Source organism: Cellulomonas humilata (assembly GCF_030814415.1).
Classification (GTDB): domain Bacteria; phylum Actinomycetota; class Actinomycetes; order Actinomycetales; family Cellulomonadaceae; genus Cellulomonas; species Cellulomonas humilata_A.
This window is the reverse complement of the sequence record NZ_JAUSVB010000008.1, coordinates 51,889-68,185: the sequence shown is the minus strand read 5'-3', so window position 1 is coordinate 68,185 and position 16,297 is coordinate 51,889. Positions and strand designations below refer to the sequence as shown.

General features: G+C 66.6%; 12 protein-coding genes. 2 read left to right on the top strand and 10 right to left on the bottom strand.

Going from position 1 to position 16,297, the window contains the following annotated elements:
* Positions 1–3: 3 nt before the first annotated feature.
* The 9 genes from J2X26_RS21590 to J2X26_RS21550 all read right to left on the bottom strand — a co-directional run bounded on the left by J2X26_RS21590 (position 4) and on the right by J2X26_RS21550 (position 12,236).
* Positions 4–2,022, bottom strand: coding sequence for a hypothetical protein (locus tag J2X26_RS21590; RefSeq protein WP_307494779.1), 2,019 nt, complete (start codon positions 2,020–2,022; stop codon positions 4–6).
* A complete protein-coding gene (locus tag J2X26_RS21585; protein WP_307494778.1) occupies positions 2,022–5,225 on the bottom strand; it encodes a DEAD/DEAH box helicase in 3,204 nt (1,067 codons plus the stop codon). Before J2X26_RS21585 ends, J2X26_RS21590 begins: the two co-directional genes overlap by 1 nt.
* A complete protein-coding gene (locus J2X26_RS21580; protein ID WP_307494777.1) occupies positions 5,222–6,475 on the bottom strand; it encodes a protein kinase domain-containing protein in 1,254 nt (417 codons plus the stop codon). The genes J2X26_RS21585 and J2X26_RS21580 overlap by 4 nt, the downstream gene beginning before the upstream one ends.
* A complete protein-coding gene (locus J2X26_RS21575) occupies positions 6,472–7,188 on the bottom strand; it encodes a PP2C family serine/threonine-protein phosphatase (protein WP_307494776.1) in 717 nt (238 codons plus the stop codon). Before J2X26_RS21575 ends, J2X26_RS21580 begins: the two co-directional genes overlap by 4 nt.
* On the bottom strand, positions 7,185–7,616 hold the full coding sequence (locus J2X26_RS21570) for a hypothetical protein (protein ID WP_307494775.1): 432 nt from the start codon (positions 7,614–7,616) through the stop codon (positions 7,185–7,187). The genes J2X26_RS21575 and J2X26_RS21570 overlap by 4 nt, the downstream gene beginning before the upstream one ends.
* Positions 7,617–7,648: 32 nt before the next feature.
* Positions 7,649–9,403 carry a Card1-like endonuclease domain-containing protein gene (locus J2X26_RS21565; protein WP_307494774.1) on the bottom strand — a complete coding sequence of 585 codons (1,755 nt, stop codon included), beginning with the start codon at positions 9,401–9,403 and terminating at the stop codon, positions 7,649–7,651.
* Between the two features lie 21 nt (positions 9,404–9,424).
* A complete protein-coding gene (locus tag J2X26_RS21560; RefSeq protein WP_307494773.1) occupies positions 9,425–10,141 on the bottom strand; it encodes a vWA domain-containing protein in 717 nt (238 codons plus the stop codon).
* Between the two features lie 168 nt (positions 10,142–10,309).
* Positions 10,310–10,849, bottom strand: a complete 540-nt coding sequence (locus J2X26_RS21555) for a hypothetical protein (protein WP_307494772.1) — start codon at positions 10,847–10,849, stop codon at positions 10,310–10,312.
* Between the two features lie 118 nt (positions 10,850–10,967).
* Complete coding sequence (locus J2X26_RS21550; protein ID WP_307494771.1) at positions 10,968–12,236, bottom strand: MBL fold metallo-hydrolase; 1,269 nt, start codon at positions 12,234–12,236, stop codon at positions 10,968–10,970.
* 167 nt (positions 12,237–12,403) lie between these two features.
* On the opposite strand from J2X26_RS21550, the gene J2X26_RS21545 reads away from it, so the two are divergent.
* Positions 12,404–13,960: a hypothetical protein gene (locus J2X26_RS21545; RefSeq protein WP_307494770.1), complete on the top strand. Its 1,557-nt coding sequence runs from the start codon at positions 12,404–12,406 to the stop codon at positions 13,958–13,960.
* A gap of 13 nt (positions 13,961–13,973) precedes the next feature.
* Positions 13,974–14,246 carry an ANTAR domain-containing protein gene (locus J2X26_RS21540; RefSeq protein ID WP_307494769.1) on the top strand — a complete coding sequence of 91 codons (273 nt, stop codon included), beginning with the start codon at positions 13,974–13,976 and terminating at the stop codon, positions 14,244–14,246.
* Between the two features lie 649 nt (positions 14,247–14,895).
* On the opposite strand, the gene J2X26_RS21535 is transcribed toward J2X26_RS21540, so the two are convergent.
* Positions 14,896–15,675, bottom strand: coding sequence for a hypothetical protein (locus tag J2X26_RS21535; RefSeq protein WP_307494768.1), 780 nt, complete (start codon positions 15,673–15,675; stop codon positions 14,896–14,898).
* Positions 15,676–16,297 lie beyond the last annotated feature (622 nt).

Here is a 16,297-nt window from a genome sequence, read left to right as displayed (position 1 = left end):
GCGCTAGCTCTCCAACAGTGATCGGATGATGGTGTAGATGCCTTGCCGCAAGGAGTCGCGTTCCTGGTGGTCGGTTTCGACGCGTCGGTTGCCGTGCCCTCTGAGCTTGATCAACCGGTCGAGGTCGCGCAGCAGGATCTCTCTGTGTCGTTCGAGCCTGGTGAGGTCGGTCTCGTCCGCGCGAACCAGGTACGCGGCGATCACGGATCCGAGCGTTCCCTGCCCCCCGTACAACGACTTCTCGACTCTCCGGGTCGGCACCGCTCGCACGCTGTCAGGCAGCGGGCCGAATCCGTGGCGCTCCGCGCGGTCCGCCGCGATCGCGACGTAGTCACCCTCGACCGGCGTGCCGAGAGGCATCCGGTCGAGCGCGTGCCGGAAGGCGCTCTGCGTAGCGGTAGCCAGCCGGTTGACGAACGTGCTGGCGTCCGAAGGTTCGTCGCCGCCGAGCGCCAGCCAGGCGAGCTCGGAGTCGAGCAGGTTGTCCTGGAGTTCGCTCGGCCAGCTGCCGAACACGGCGCGGCCGAACTCCGATTGCAGCTTCAGACGAGCGTCGAGGCGATCGTCGACTGAGGCTGATCGGGGCAGGGTGTTCTCAACGTCCCCGTCGAAATTGAACGTCGGCAGCAGGGTCCGGACGAGCTGCTGGGTCCAGGTGTCCAGGGGTGATGGGAGTGGACCGTCACCCTTGGGAGCGTTGGTCTTGTGGTGGAGCTCGTCATCGCGCTGGCTCTTGAGGAAGGCCACGACCTCGACAAGCTCCGGCATCTCGTCGGCCAGCCCCAGCAGTGGATGCCCCGGGTTCTGGGACGCGCTGAGGACGGCCAGCGGCAGCACGGTCGCCATCCCCGCGGACCCCTCCTGGAAAGCGCTGATCCTGCCGGCCCGGAGGTCGACCAGCCCACGTAGGAGCTGGGCATTGGCGGCGAAGCCCAGGTCCTGCGCCGCTTCAAGAACTGCTTTCTCGTTCGCGGGAGACGTCTGTACTTTCGCGAGCTGAACGGCTTGGGTGAGATCGTTGCCCTGGTTGAGGTAGAACAGCGCCCACTCCACGGCGCCATACCACTGCGCCAGCCGCAATGATCGGACCAGATCCGGGTAGAGCTGGATGTTCCGCGGGTCCCCGTAGCTGGGGACCGTTGGGGCATCACTCGGGCGGGGGGCAGCCTGGGATGCGATCCGGCTCTGCCAAGCGAGGAGTTTCGTGCTTTCGTCCTCGTCCCGGTCCACGAGCTCCCGGTAGGCCCGTTCGAGGTCGACGGAGTAGCCCTGCCCGAACGGATCAGTGATGCGCCAGTCGCCGTCGAACTTCTGGATCACCTGCTTGCAGCGCAGCAGGTACGGCTCCGGTTCGGAAGTGATCAGAATCCCTTGACCCACAGAGCGAGTCTGGCCAGATGTCCCGAGGACTCGGGCGCGCTGGCTCATCCGCGCCAGCACCGCCTCGATCTCCCGTGGTACCGGTGCCGCGTTCGAGACCGGCTTCCGCCCGACGACGCTCGGATAGATCGGCCTGGTGGAGTTCTGGCGACCGGCGTTCGCGGCATTCGAGCCGACGAAGATCGCAAGCTGGTCGCCGTCCTCTGCCTCGAGGAGCGGGAGATCATTGGTGGAGACCAGCATGGGCAGCAACGTGCCGCTGATCCGCTCGCGGAAGACGAGATGGGTACTGTATTCGACCGCCGCCGACCCGGCCCGGTCGAGTTTGTCGAGTGCTGCCCGGCCCGCGTCGAGCAGGTCGTGGCGCTGGTCGAGGTATCCCTCGTCCACTAGGCGGAGGAGGATGAACCTGACCAGGTCGCCCGGAAGACGGGTCTCGGAAACCAGCCCCTCCACGTCGTATCTCCTCAGGTCGAGGAGGCGGAGGACCACGCGTTCGAAGGGGTTCTCCAGGACCTCACCCGACCGTGACGTCGGGAGGGTGACCCGGTACCCATCGCAACGGACTAGCAGCTCGCGGGGCTTGCCGACGACGTCGGCGGTCTGCTCGCGCCGGGTGAAGTCGAGCACCTTGGCAACCATCAGAGAACTACTCCCTGGGTACGGCAGAGCTGAAGGTACGCGTGCAGGCCCGGGACGTCACGTGCGGCCTCGGGGGTGTCGAAGTACCGGGAGTCGCCGACCGCGACCAGTAGCCGCTTCTGTCGGCTCATCGCCACGTTCAGCCTGTTCTGCAGCTTGAGGAACCCAAAAGCGCCGGCCGACCGGACGACCGAGAGAAACACGACGTCGAACTCGCGCCCCTGGAAGGAGTCCACCGTCCCGACCAGCAGCCGCTTGGGGTCGTGCCGATCCGCCAGGAGGTGCCGGATGTAGTCCGCCTGGGCGCGGTAGAACGAGATGACGCCGAAGGTCAGGTCTTGCCCAGCGTCGGAGTCCATCCATGCGCCGACCTTCTCGACGATCGCCTCGGCTTCGGCAATGTTGACTGCGCTCTTGCCGGAACTGGTCCGCTGACCGCCGACGTTCATCCAGGCGGCGCAGCGTCCATCCGTGCCTGGCAAGTTGTGTGTGAAGTGGCTCGCCGGCAGCCCGGGCTCGAACCTCTCGTCGGGGTTCTGGCTCTCGTAGAAGGTCCGGCTGATGAAGTCGCCCAGCATCGGGTGCATTCGGTATTGACGGTCGAGCGTCACCCGGCGGACTACCCCGTCCTGCTGCTCGAGCGATTTGAGCCGCTCTGCGAACAGGTATTCGAACATGCTCTTCTTGAGCCACTCCGCGCCGTTTCCGGTCTCGTCACCCTGTTCCAGGCGATCGGCGACGTTCTGGTCGAGGAGTTGCGGCAGCTGCCGGTGGTCGCCGACGAGGATGGTGCGCTTGCCCTGTTCCAGGGCGATCATCAGGTCGCGCGGGCCGACTCGGGCAGCTTCGTCCACGATGACCCATTCGTAGGTCAAGGACTCGTTCGCCGCGACGCCCTTGGCGTCCCGCATCGACTTGGCCACGCTCTGCTGGACGGTGGCGGCGAACGCGAGGCTGAAGTCGCGAACGCTCGTCGCGCAGCCCTGGGGGTTGTTCTCGAGCTCGTGGAGGAACTCGCTCAGCGCTGCGGTCCTGCCGTCCTGGGCGGTGGTTCCGCGCTCGCGGATCGCTGCCAGCGTGTCCCGGATGAGTTCGACGACTACGTCGCGGGCCTTCTCGACTCGGAAGGCGGGGGCTGGTGTGAGCCGGGTGAGCAACTCACCCTTGAGCGTGTTGAGCTCGGCGAGGAAGGGCGGCGGTTCCACTTTGGTCCAGGTGACAGCCCTGTTCAGCAGGGCGCGTTGGGTCTCGTCGAGCAGTTCAGTGAGGCCGTCGCGGACGTCGTACGCGCGCGCAGGGCCGTCGTCGGCGAAGCTCTCCGGTCTGACTCGGAGGCCACGGACAAGTCGGAGCGTGGTCTCGGGACTCGAGGCCACGGCCTGCTCCTCGGTGAGGCGTTGCAGTTGCGCTACGAGTCTTGCGTGGAGGTCCTCCCCGAGCGTCCGGAGCGGCAGTGCCGCGGCCGCGGCCAGGAGGCTCGACGCAAGGACCGTCGATGGTGCCTTGATGTACTGGATGCAGAGGGTGCGGATCCTCTGTTCTTCCGCGGAGATGGCCAGGTCAGGGGTTGCCTCTCGGAGGCTGGTGGCTACCTGGGTGCACCACTCCTCCAACTGTCGATCTGAGGCCGACTGGACGTCGACCTTCTCGTTCGATCGCCGGCCGAACTTCGGTGTGGGGAGTGAGTTGACGGTGAGCCGCCCGATCAGGTTCTCGACTGCGTCCTGCTGGTAGCCGGACATCAGAATTTGGCCCTTGATGTTGTGCTTTCGCTTGTCCGCGAGTTCGTTCAGCCGCTCGACGATCGCCGTGATCACCGTGGTCTTCCCAGTCCCTGGTGGCCCTTGGATGAGGGCGATATCGGGGGTGTTCAGCGCCACCTCGATGGCTTCCAGCTGTTTGGGCGTGGGGTCGTTGCGGAACACCTTGGCGCGGACGAACGAGGACAGGGGTTTGATCGGTGCGGTCTTCGTGCGTGGGATTAGCTGCCCCCCTTCCTCGATGAGCAGGCCGAGGTTCGGGTTGGCGGACCGGCCGCTCAGGATTCTCTTGCGCGCATCCATCCGTCGCCTGATCTGAGCTACCTCGCTGGCGACCGGGAAGATCAGCCACTGATGGCCGGGTGGGTCGTCAAGTCGTAGCTCGACCGTGCTGCCGCGCACTGACTCGACTGGGACGACGAGCGTCTCGTGTCCGGCACGTCGGCCTCCGGATCGGGACTCCTCGGAGAGCTCGTGGGAGTACTCGGACCAGGTCAGTTGCGGATTGGTCAGGTAGCTGGGTAGCTCATCTGTGAGCTCGAGCTGGGTGATCCCTTCCAGGGCGCGGGCCTGCTCGACTGACAGCACCTCCGCGCCGACCTCCACGCTCCCGTTCCTGGTGCTGGCCGTCGACACGATCCTCAACTTCCCGACGGCCCTGGCGCGTTCGAGGAAGATGTCGCCTTCGATCGCCCCGTACTCGTCCCACTTCTTGAGGTAGCTGCCTTCGCTGGCGATCAGCTCGGTCAGCTCGGCCGACGCGAGGACACCAAGCGCTCCTGCAGCTGTCCAGTCCAGGAGCTTCAGGGTTCCCCGGGCCAGGCGCACGGCCGGATCCGTGGTCCGGCGTGGGGTGAGTTTGCTTGCCAGGAAGATGGTGGCGCTATCTGGGCGGATGTACTCCTCTACTGCGAACCGGACGCCGTCACCCTGGAGCGCGAAGGCCCGCCGCGTCGTCACGCCCTCGAGATCCTCTTTGGCTGCCTCGCCGGCGGTGAGGAAGAAGTAGCTCCGGGTTCCCACCGTGTAGGTGCTGCGGTGCCACAGTTCGTCGCAGACTTGTGCGTCGCTGGGGCTCCGGATGGCGACTAGCTTCTTGCCCGCCTTGAGGACCCGCTCGTCGACGCCGATCTCCAGGCGGCCCATCTCGTGCTGCGCCCCGGCGAACAGCTTGAGGTGGAGTTCGGCCGTGCCGTCCGGGGCGGGGCTGAACAGGTGAGCCAGCACGGTCCGCCCTGTGGCGAGTTCTCCGTTGAGTACGTGCACGTCGGCGTCGTGTGTTGGTGTGACTCGGACCAGCCCGGTCTGGGTCCTCAGTTCGAACTCGCCGGGGTGCTCCTCAACCGGACTCACTGAGAGCACGGGGCCCTCCGCCAGCTCTTCGCCCGCGACTGGTGCGACCCGGGCAGTGCAAAGTGGTGCGGGGATGTCCTGGAACTTCATCGTCCACTTCCTCGGAACTCGAAGCCCAGCTCTGGCGGGAGGTCTGCCGTGCCACGCACGGGTCGGGCTGTGCCCGCCTCGAAGTCAATCTCGACCTGATAGCGAATGTCGTCCCCGCTGTCCGGCGAGAACGGCTCGAGGATGCGGGCGGGGACTGCGATGGACTCCTTCCCGCCCTGGTAGACCTTGTCGCCGAACGGACCGCGGGCAACGACGTGTCGGGGTGCGGGTGCCTCGCAGTACGGGCATTTGTCGTGCTGGTCGGACAGGAACGACATCCGACAGTTGGTGCAGGTCAGCGAGGTGTCGAAGGCCCGGGCTAGCTCCCATGCCCACAAGGATGCGGCTGGTCGGCGGTGCGGGTTTGTGCGACCGGGTCCGAAGGTCTCTTGGAAGAGGGCGAGCAGGCGCGGGGTGGTGACGAGTTCAGCGGGAAGCCCGGTGTCTGCCGCGTTCGAGTCGTCGTCCTGGTCCAGAATCCACGGGAGCAATCCGGCGTACGCCTGCTCGTCCCGGTCGGACGGGACTCCGTCCTCCACCGGGTCCGCGTCCCACCCGGCGTCCTCGTCCTGGGCACCGAGCACTCTCTTGCCGAGGAATGGGTGTCCCATTGTCAAAAGCTTGAATGCAAGCACCGCGAAGGCCCATGCGTCCGTGCGAGGACGGGCGCTGTCGGTTCGCTGCACCACCTCGGGCGCGCCGAGGTGCGGGGTGAACACGGTTGGTCCGTTGTCCGCTTCGACCCGGAGGTTGTCGGTGTCGATCAGCCACACCTCAGGCATCTCCCCTGGTCCGAGGAGGACATTGTTGGTGGAGAGATCGACATAGACGATGCCGGCCGCATGCAGCCGGGCCAGCATCGCAGCGCACCGGTAGAGCGCATAGAAGCGCCGTTTGGTCGACCCAGTCGCGATGTAGGACTCGAAGTCCTGGCAATCGAGAACGTCAAACGGTTCCATCGAGCCCAGCAGCCGCATCACGTACCCGGGTTGGTCGCGCAGGATCGCCAGCGGCAGCGACATCGGGATCCGCGATGGGATCGGTAGTGATCGGATGCGCCGGAACAGCGCAGCGAAGTCTTTGGAGTCGTCGAGTTGGTCGGTGCCGGGTTTCAGGGGCTGCTTGATTGCCAGACCGGGGTCGGCCGTCCGATACACGACTCCTTGCCCGGCGCGTGCCACTTCGTCGTGGCGGCCGTGGCGGTTGCCGTGCTCGTCGATCACGTACTGGCTGGGCGTGTTGGGTCTCATGACGAGGCTCCTGGGTCGGCTCGTCGTAGACACGCCATCGTCTTGTCGTCGGTGTGCCGAGGAACTGGCCACTGTTGCAGGGAGGTGCGGAGGTGCCGTCCGGCGGTAACGTCCGCGATCGCGGAGGTGTGTTCGATCCAGCTGTGGAAGAACGCCGAGCGCATCTCCATCTCCAAGTCGTCCGCGATGCCGTCTGTGCACAGCGTGACCGACTCCACTTGGTCTTGCTCGAACTCCACGACTCGCCAGTCGCCTTCGGCTGTCGAGTCCGAGAGCGCTGACGTGATGTTGGCAAAACTGCCGGTCTTGCTGTGTTCGACGTACTCGATTCCGCCGTCGGTTTTCGTCACCGCGACCAGTCCGTCGCCCAATACTCCGACTGTGATCGAGCCTGACGTCGGACGCACAACGTAGAGGCAGGTGGCGGCACAGTCCCGCGGTTCGAAGGGAGCGACGTTGTCTAGCCAGCGCGCCTTGATCTCAGCGAGGGATGCCTTGCTGGCCTCGTGTCCGTGCTGCACCGCCCGCGGGACCGCCCGGCAGGCGGCGCGTGCGCCGTACTCGGCCTTTGACTTGGACCCGACGCCGTCGGAGACGACGACGACGTCGCCCCAGGAGCGCCGTGTCCAGCCCCAAGCGTCCTGGTTGGGCAGCCCGGAAGCGACGTGCCCCGGTCCGCGCACGCTCGCGCCGAAGGCCCGCCAACCGGTCATCGCCCGGGTTCCGGCAGCCAGCCGTTGAGCGCGGCGAGGATTTCGTCCGGTGCGAACACGTCCGCTCCGGTCAGCTGCGGGTGAGCGTCCGAGCCCACCTTGATCACCCGCAGGCAACCGTCGGGCAGTGCCCGCTTCCATGCGGAGATCTCCTTCGCCTCTTTGGGTGCCCAAAACCCGTCGGTGAGCAGCAGCATCTGGTCGTCGTCGGTCAGCTCGAGTCCTACCAGTGCCTGCGCGGAGGTGCGTCCCACGCACTGGTGGAACGCCGCTGGGAATTCGTCGTCGACTGTCCAGTCGCCCTCTTCCTGGAGGTCGTCCGCCCAGCGGTGCAGCCTGACCGACGTGCTGGCGTACCCCAGTCGCACGTACTGCGCGACTGTGAGCACGCTGGTCCGCGTGACGAACGGCTTGGCGTTCTCGCTCATGCTTCCCGACGTGTCGCACACGATGTGGAGCGTCACTCGCCGACCGCCGTACGTGCGGCGATGCCGTCCACGAACTCCTTGAGCTGGTCGACCAGGGTGCTACCCGAGCACAGCACGATGTGCGCGTCCTCGATCTTGCGCCTGACCTGGATGGCCGACGGAGGGACGTGGGCCGCGACGATGCCTCGCCCGTCTACGCCGCCGTAGTAACGGACCAGGTTCTGGAGCTTCATAACCTGTTCCTGATTCACCATTCCTGCCTTGCACTCGACGATGTAGAGGGAGTAGCCGTCGGTGAAGACCACGTCGAGTTCGTTGAACGCACCCCGGTGCGCGTAGTTGCCGGCCGGACTGGCTATGGCGAGTTCGAGGTTGATTCGGAGGTCCTGGACGGCCCTGTTGTCGGCGTATGGCTTGAGCTGGGCGTACACGTACTCCTCGAACCAGCCGCCGGAGAGGTACGCGGCGAACCTCGGCCAGTTGGGGATTGCCAGGTCCAGGCCGTTTCCAGAGACGGTCGCGGTCCTGTCGTCCTTGAGTTCGAAGGTGAACCCGCCGGAAGCGTCCTTGAACGGCCTGGAGTCGTCGTTGTATGCCGAGATCCGCTTGTAAAAGCCCATGGTCGCCAGAGCGGAGCGCTGCTTCCACAGAGCCTCGGTCAGAGCCGCTCGATCGGAACTCGGGTTTGGAGGGCCGCCCTTGCGGGAGATGCTCAGACCGTCGCCATTGAGGTCGAAGAAGGTCTGAACCGAGTCGATCGGCTTGATGGGCTGGCTGTCGAAGCCGTCGAGGAACACCACGCGACGGTTGCGGCTGTCGAAGTAGAACGGGGTGGCCCCTAGTGCGCGCGCAGCGGCGAGAGCGCCTGCGTACATCAGTTTGGTGCCGCCGGTCAGGTTGAAGCCGAGGTGCTTCCCGGGTCCGAGGTCCGCGGCATGAGCGAGGATCCGGTCCCTTACGTCCGCGGGGTCGTACGGGTCGATGTGTACGTCGCTGGTCGCGGCACCCCCGGTGAACTGACGCATCACGGTGGCGGGGAACTGTTCGGAGCTCACGAAGATGTGGTGTGCCGCTTCGAACTGCCGGACACCGAGCAGGGCTGGCATCCGTTGCTCGCCGAAGAGGTGGAAGACGGCGTCGAATCCGGCGCCGTTCTCGGAATTGGGCCGCGCCGGTCGACCGAACCGTTCCATCCACTCGGCTGGCAGCCGTACCAGCTCGGGTGGCCTGGTCGGGTCGGAGGAGGCGATCAGCCGCTTCCTGACGCCGGGGTGGGCGAGCGCGGCGAACGCCCAGGTGAAAGCCATTGCCGGTGTGCCTGGGCTCAGGTACAGCGACACCTGCGTCGGCTCGGGGTGCTGAGCGACGGCATCGAGGGCCTGAACGGCGCCCGCGTAGATGCCTTCGGTGTCGTTCAACCCGTTCAGGACGTGGCCTGTCAACGTAACTTCGGTCCCGGGGGACAGCCCGTCGACCCGGGCGCGCAGCCAGGTCTCGAAGTGCATGTGGGCCGCCTGGCTGTTCGCGAACTGGGTCACGAAGCGGCTCGCGGCACCTCGGTCTCCCGCCTCGATGCTGTCCCGGGCTGCCTGTAGCTCTAGGGCGAAGGTGTCCCGTTCTGCAGTCGGGTCGGACGTACCGTCGGCGCGCTTGACGTACCCGAGAACGACGACGCCCGTGTATAGGTGGGACTTCAGCGCCCCCACGATCGGCCCCTCCCCGGCGTCGAAGCCCAGAGATGCCCGGAGATCGGTAATTCCGTACCAGGTGAGTAGCAGCTCTCTCATCGCTAGGCGTCCAGTCGCGGTCTACCAGTAGCCCTGATCGTCGTCAGTGCTCGCTGGTGTCTCGACACGGCTGTCGATGGTCGGCGCTTCAATCCCAACTGCGGCGGTGCCTGGGATGACGTTGGCGTCCTGCGACTTGGTCCGCACGGTCACCGACATGGTGACGAACTGGAAGTACTTCTGCAGCCCGGCGGCGTCCTTGGCGAAGAAGAGCGGGTAGTCGGTCCCGGCGATGAACTTCTCGAGCACCTCGGCGTTCGCGTCACCTCCGATGGCGAGCGCCATCCGGTCGCACTTGGACGACCGGCCGTTGCTCACGAAGTCGTCGAGCGGCTGCTGCCAGTCGTCCGTCGGCTGGCCGTCCGAGACCAGGACCACCGTCGGTCGGTAGGCGCGGGAGGGCACCACTGCCTTGTCCTCGATCATCGCCTTGGCCATCCGTAGCGCGGTGCCCATGGGGGTGTTCCCGCTGGTGGACAGACCGGTCCACTGGATCGTCCTTGCGCTCGCGAGCGGCTGCGCCAGTTCGACTGTTCCTCCGAAGGTGATCACGGCGACGTCGATCTCGGTCTCGCTGCCCTCGCTGCCCTGGAACGAGGCGAGCATCTCGGCGACAGCCGTGTTGAGGCTGTCGATCTTGCCTCCACTCATGCTCAGGCTCACGTCGAGCAGCAGGATGACTGGCAGGGGCTTGGCCTTCGCCACAGTGAACTTGGAGGGGTCGAATGCCAATGCCATGAGCTTCTCCTCATAAGAGCCTGACGCACGTTGCGCCGGTTGGTGTCCACTGGGTAACCGGTCAGAGTATCTACTCGAGCAGTTCTGTCAAAACAGACCCGGATCAAAGCCCGATTTGCGTTGGATTCGAGGCAACCGACGTGCGGCGTCCTTGATGCGATCTGCGCCTCAGCCGCATTCGTCGCAGACCTTTATTGCCGGCAATGTCAGATGACAGGTCGGGCACGATTCGGGGTCGAACTCTCGCGGGGACCGGTCACCCGTGCCAGTGCCTGCGATGTAACCCTTGAGCGTTTCCGTGCCGAGGTCCGCAGTCCAGAGGTAGGTCATGCCGAAGTACGCGAGTGCCTTCGTGCCCTCGACGGCAATCCCGATGTACGAGCCGGAGCGGGGCATCCAGATCTTGTCGTAGGTGAACGAACCTGCGACTTCGTGCATCCGCTCCCGGTTCTCGATGGGCGCCCGGTAGGCCCTGAGCGCATCGTCGAAGGTGTCGAATCGACGCTGGCCGACGCCTGCGATCTCGTCCGCCGACCACGCACACACTGGCCGCGCATCGTCGGCGGCGGCCTCGAAGATGCCGTCGTGGTCGGTGTCGAAGAAGTGCGGGCAGAACTGCAGGTGTAGCCGGGTACCGGTCGCCGAGTGGAAGAGCGGATGCTCGTCCGACGCCGCCGCCGCGCTCATCTCGTCGCGATCCTGCGCCATTGAAGTCTCCTGACTGATCGTGTCTCCTACTAAGGATCGGTCGCGCGGGCCTGCTTCATGAGGTCTCAGGAGCGGCCGCGCCGCTCGGCAACGCCTCTCAGGGATCCGAGATGGCTCGTCAAGCTGCCCACCAGTCACCGTCGACGTGTGCCTCGGCGTTGGCGAAGATCCCGCCATACCTGAAGCCGCCTTCCGTGTGGATCGGCACGAGCGCGCGGGCGTGGAACGCGTCGGCGAGTCGCTGCAGGTCGGTGACGGTGGCATGACCGGAGGTGTGGTGCTCCTCGAACGCGACTCCGTTCGTCGCGCACATGGAGCGAAGGCGCTGGCCGGAGGGTTCCTTTAGGTACCCGGACCACATCGACCAGATCACTGTTCCTGAGTCGTCCAGCGCACCTGCCGTGACGAGTTCAGCGATCGACGAGGACGCGGTGTAGATCGCGTAGCGCTCGGGGTGTGCGGCGATCTGCTCGGGAAACACCCGCAGCCCGCGGACTTCCCTGGTCCTGTGGAACTCCCCCGACTGCATGACGCGAACTTTCTGACGTCTCGGGACCCAGACACCCAGCCCGGGGAACCCCGGCTGCGGGATCGTGCCGCGTCCGGTGGCCCGTGCGACGGCGACCCCGTAGAGGTCGATGAGCAGGGTGCGTCCCGCACGTCGAGCCGCGCGATAGCACGTGACCAGTCGGTCGACGTTCTGCGCCGATCCGGCCGCGACCACGAGACCCGGGGTCCCCCGCATCGTGGTTGCCATTGCACGCTCGACGTCCGACTCCGAGCCGGTCGCGTGCGTGGGCTCGTCGGCGGCGGACGCCCCGATGTGGGTTCCTTCCATGAGCAGGATGTCCACGTCGACGGGCGGCTCGGCGATTAGTTGCTCGAACAGGGCTGCCTTTCGACCGTGGCCCCGCAGGTCTCCGGTGTAGAAGAAGCGGTGATCGCCGGTGTCGACCTGGACCGCGTAGGCGTCGAACGCGGAGTGGTCGACGAGGTAGGGCGTGATCGTGAACGGTCCGACCTGCAGCGGTACGCGGTCGCGGAGGTGGATGGCCGGGCGCAGCGCCGGCCCAGGTGAGAAGAATCGTGCGGCCTCGACGATCGCCGCGGCGGCCTCGCCTGCGATCACGGGGACGTTCGGGCTGACCTGGTCGAGCAGGCCGTAGTGGTCGAGGTGCCCGTGGGAGATCACGACCCCGAGCAGGGTCGGGTCGTCCCCAGACGCGAGGCCAGGCACGTCCGGCAGGTCGACCTGGTCGCCCCGCCGCGCCGACAGCGGTCGGCCGACGTCGAGCACGAGGCGTGCGTCGCCGGTCTGGAGCTCGATGCACGAGCCGCCGATCTCCTGGGTGCCCCGGTGCACCCGAACCTTGAGTTCATTCGTCATGTCGCGGAGGGTGGCACCTGGCACTGACACCAGCCCGATACCGTCGAAGGTCGCGGGGGCGCGGGCTGCGGTCTACGTTCGAACCATGCCGACTCCGGCTTCGTCATCGTCGGCGGGTGCGTCCGCAGGCACATCGTTGCCCTGAGCCCCGGGGGGCCATGATGTCCGTGAGGGACGACCGCAAGACTTTCGCCGACGGCCCAGCCGACACGTTGGCGGAGAAGGTGGGAGCCGGCACCCGCTTGCCGCCCGGCGGTGGGCGCGGGCTGCGCTTCGTCTGGTACCAGAACGAGAAGAGCCTGACCTTGGTTGTCGGGGCGCAGGAGGCTGACGACGCCGACCGCGCCCTGGCGATAGGACTGGCCGAACGTGGCAGCCGGGAGCTGCGGCTTGTCCTTGCGGCCGGTTGGCACGAGCCGACCATGCACCGGTGGGCGTGGCTGCGCGACGACCTTCCCGTGCGTGTCTGGACTCACGACTGCCACCCGGGAGCCGAGCCTTGCCACCAGGACAGCGAACTCGGACACCAGGTCACCGAACTCGCCCGGCCCGGTCGGGACGACAGCGCCGAGCTCGTGACGGCTGTCGAGAAGCCCCAACTTCACCTGGGCGACAGGACCCCGTGGGTTGCGGACCTGATGCGCTGGGCAGGTCGGCATCTCGATTTGGACCCGGCACACCGCTCGGGTTTCCGTGCCTGGCAGTGCCGCGGGCAGCGAGTCCTGGTCATCCGTCGGACCCGGGAAGGTCTGCAGATCGTCGCCGGCATCGACTTCGGACCGACATCACCCAACCCCACACCAACACCTCTTGTTCTCACCGGCCGGATGACTGACGAGCAACTTCGCGAGGTCACGGCAGCTGTGGAGGCCGGCTGCCACGAGCGTAGATTCGGTATCGCGCTCCGCCACGACGAGCACTGGCTGCAGGCCGCGCTGCGTCGCCGTCCCGACGCGCTTGGGCTGGAGCAGCCGGTCCTGCGGGAGGTGGCCGCCTGGCGGCCCAGAGGCTCGGCGTCCGACGACCCCGAGCGCCCGAGGGTGCCACGGAGCCGGGGGTTCGTCGACCTTGCCGGCCTGGACGCGCTCGGGACTCTGGTGCTCGTGGAGACCAAACTCGGCGCAGACGACCTCCTCGTGCTCCAAGGTCTGGACTACTGGATCTGGGCCCGCGCGAACAGGAAGAGGCTCGCGGCGCGGCTCGACTGCAAGGACGACGTACCGATGGAGATCGCGTACTGCGTCGGCGGCACAGGTGGAGGCGATCCGACGTTGAGCCGGCACCTGCCTGCCCAGCTCGACGCCCTGCACCCCGAGATCCGTTGGCGCCTGCTGCACGTAACGGAGTGGACGAACGACGGGGTCCCCAAGGTGACTGACGAGCATGGGTCGCAACACCACGCTCCACCTGACGCGTCCTCCACGACCACCGCGCAAGCAGAGGGCGACCGGGATGCCGGGACCCGCGCCCGGGCTGCGATGCTTGCCGACATCGCCCAAGCCCACCACGAGTGGTCGCTCCAGGTTGAGAGCGAATCCGCACCGGGTGCTGACACGTACGGCTTCGCGGATGCCGGCGAGCACTACGCGGACGTAGTCGCCACCCCCGAGCAGAACGCCGCCTTTGTCGAACGGGTCCGGGGCCTGAGCGCCGCAGAGGGGGTGAATCCGGTCGTCGACTCACATCCCGTCGAGCCGGACCAACGTGACGCTGGCCGGCCGTAGCCGGCTGCCATTCATGCTCGAGCAGCCGCCTGCCATGCTGGCTCATGGGCCTTGGTCCGACCGCGCGCTGGTGCACAAGGCCACCGGAATGATCGTCGCCCAGCTGAGCATCGGCCCCGAGGACGCCCGGGCGTTCCTCCAGGCCCGTGCGTTCGCCGAGGGCCGCGGGCTCGCACATATCGCCGCCGCCCTCATCGACAGACGGCTGAGCTTCACTGACCCCGACACTGCGATCGGTCACGCTCCCCCATCCCCAGACGAACCGGCGGTGGGCGGTGAGGCATGAGCATGCGGACCGGCTCTCGCTGCCGTGCTGTGCGCTCCTGACGAGGGACACGTGCACGGCTCGGGGAGCACACCGTCCAGGACCCGACGCGTACCGGCGACCGACCGCGCCACCAGCCGCCGAGCTGTTGTCAGCGACCTATCTGCACCGCGTGCTCACCCCGGCGACGGCACGGTCGGTCCGCGATGTTGACGCGCACCGTTGACAGCGTCAACCTTGAACGCGTCGTCACACGCGTTCGCGCAGGTCAGCGAGCCAGGTATCGTGGAGGTGGCGGGAATCGAAGGCGATTCGGCGAGTGCCGGCGGACGACGGCGAACGCCTGATCTGCACCTCCGCCATCACCGATCCGTCGGTCCCGGCCCGATTTGGGCCGATCTGTTGACGTGGTCAACAGCAGTGCAACTGGCCGACGAGTCTGCCATTCCGGCCCGGAGCCCTAGGTCCACGTGCGTTGTCGACAGGCTCGAGTTGCATCAATCGCCCAGCTCTCGATCTGAGCGTTGCGTGCTTGGACAAGTCGATGCTGGGGCGCTCGTCCAAGGGTCAAGTGGTCAAGACTCGAGCAGCCCGACTCCACAAACGAGCCCTCCGGACACGCCAGGGCGACTCAATGCGACGGCTTGGCCCTTCCACCCTCTCGCGTTACTCAACGGGCCTTGCCGCGCGATCTGGTGCGCCGCAGTGGCAGTGGGGCAACGTCTGGGGCCCGCCGGAACACCAGGTCCATGTCCTCGTCCTCCTCGTAGGACGTAAACAGCTCCATGAGGGCGGCGAACTGCCGGCGCTCCTCGGACAGCCGGCGCGGCTCCGGGAGGCGCATCGCATCGATCACTCGACCGCGGTAGAGGTCGAGGCCAACTTCGATGTCCACGGCATGCGCCAGTGCCGATTCGATCGCGCCCCGGTACGAGAGCCACGATAGGGCGACCAGTCCGAGGGGCACGGTCAGCCACTCCCAGTTCCGAACGAGCGCTCCCGCATCGACGACCAGGAGAACTGCGACTGCCGCCACCGCTGTAAACAGCCACGTGGTCGCCAGGCGGGCCGAGACGTCCATCTGGGTCACTTCGTCGTCGATGTCCCGAGCGACGGCTTCCGGGAGCAAGCGGAACAGGCGTGGCCAGACCACGACGGCGTCGACCCCGTAACGCTCGCCGAGACGATCTTCGGCCGATCGCAGCACGTTGCCGAGACCAGTCGGTAAGAGGCGGTCCTCGGTGGGAAACCACGTGCGAACGGATTGCTCCGAGATCTGCATCCGCTCCCCCAGGGCGCGCCGCTCATCCCACGACGCCGCAGCTAGAGCCGTCGCGCTGACGACCATCGCATCGACCAACCGGTCGCGCCGCCGACGCTGTCGCCAGACGCCGAGCCGGAAGAGGAAGCTCCCGCCTCGGGCCGGCCAGTATCCCTCGAGGAGCTGCACGAGCCTGAACTGCAACGGTTGCAAGGTGATTGCGAGCGCTCCCGCCGCCACCAGGATCTTGGCAGCCCCTGCCAGACCGATCCCATCGACAGCGTCGGTGAACGTCTTGAGCGTCAGAGGAGTTTCAGGCGCCTTCGCGACGATCAGGAACCATAGAACGCCCAGAGCGAGCGCGGTCGGGAGCAGCCCGACGACTTGGAGTCGGGCACCAAAGGCCTTCAGTGCGTCTGCGATCCGTTCAGGCTATCCACGGTCGTCGCTCAATTGCTCTTGTGCTGCTCGAGCACTTCGCGTGTCGGTTTCCTGCAGGTTGCGCTGGGGCATTTGCTCAGGTCGACCGCAGAATTCGGAACCTCGTACTTTGTGCCGCAAGCGCACGTCACCTCCACCAGGACGAGGGCGGGGCCGCCGCGAAGTCGACGCGCGGCACTACCCCCCACCGGTGTCATCGAGGACTCCTTCCGTTCTCGTGAGGGTAGGGCCGCCGCGTGCGCCATGGCTAGGAGCCGCCTCGCCCTCAGGGCATCGTTGATGACAGGGGCGAGGCGCAGCGTCCCTCCCTGCAGCAGGAGCAGATGACCCGCCTGGGCTGATGCACGCCAGCGGCGAGCCGCCTGAACAC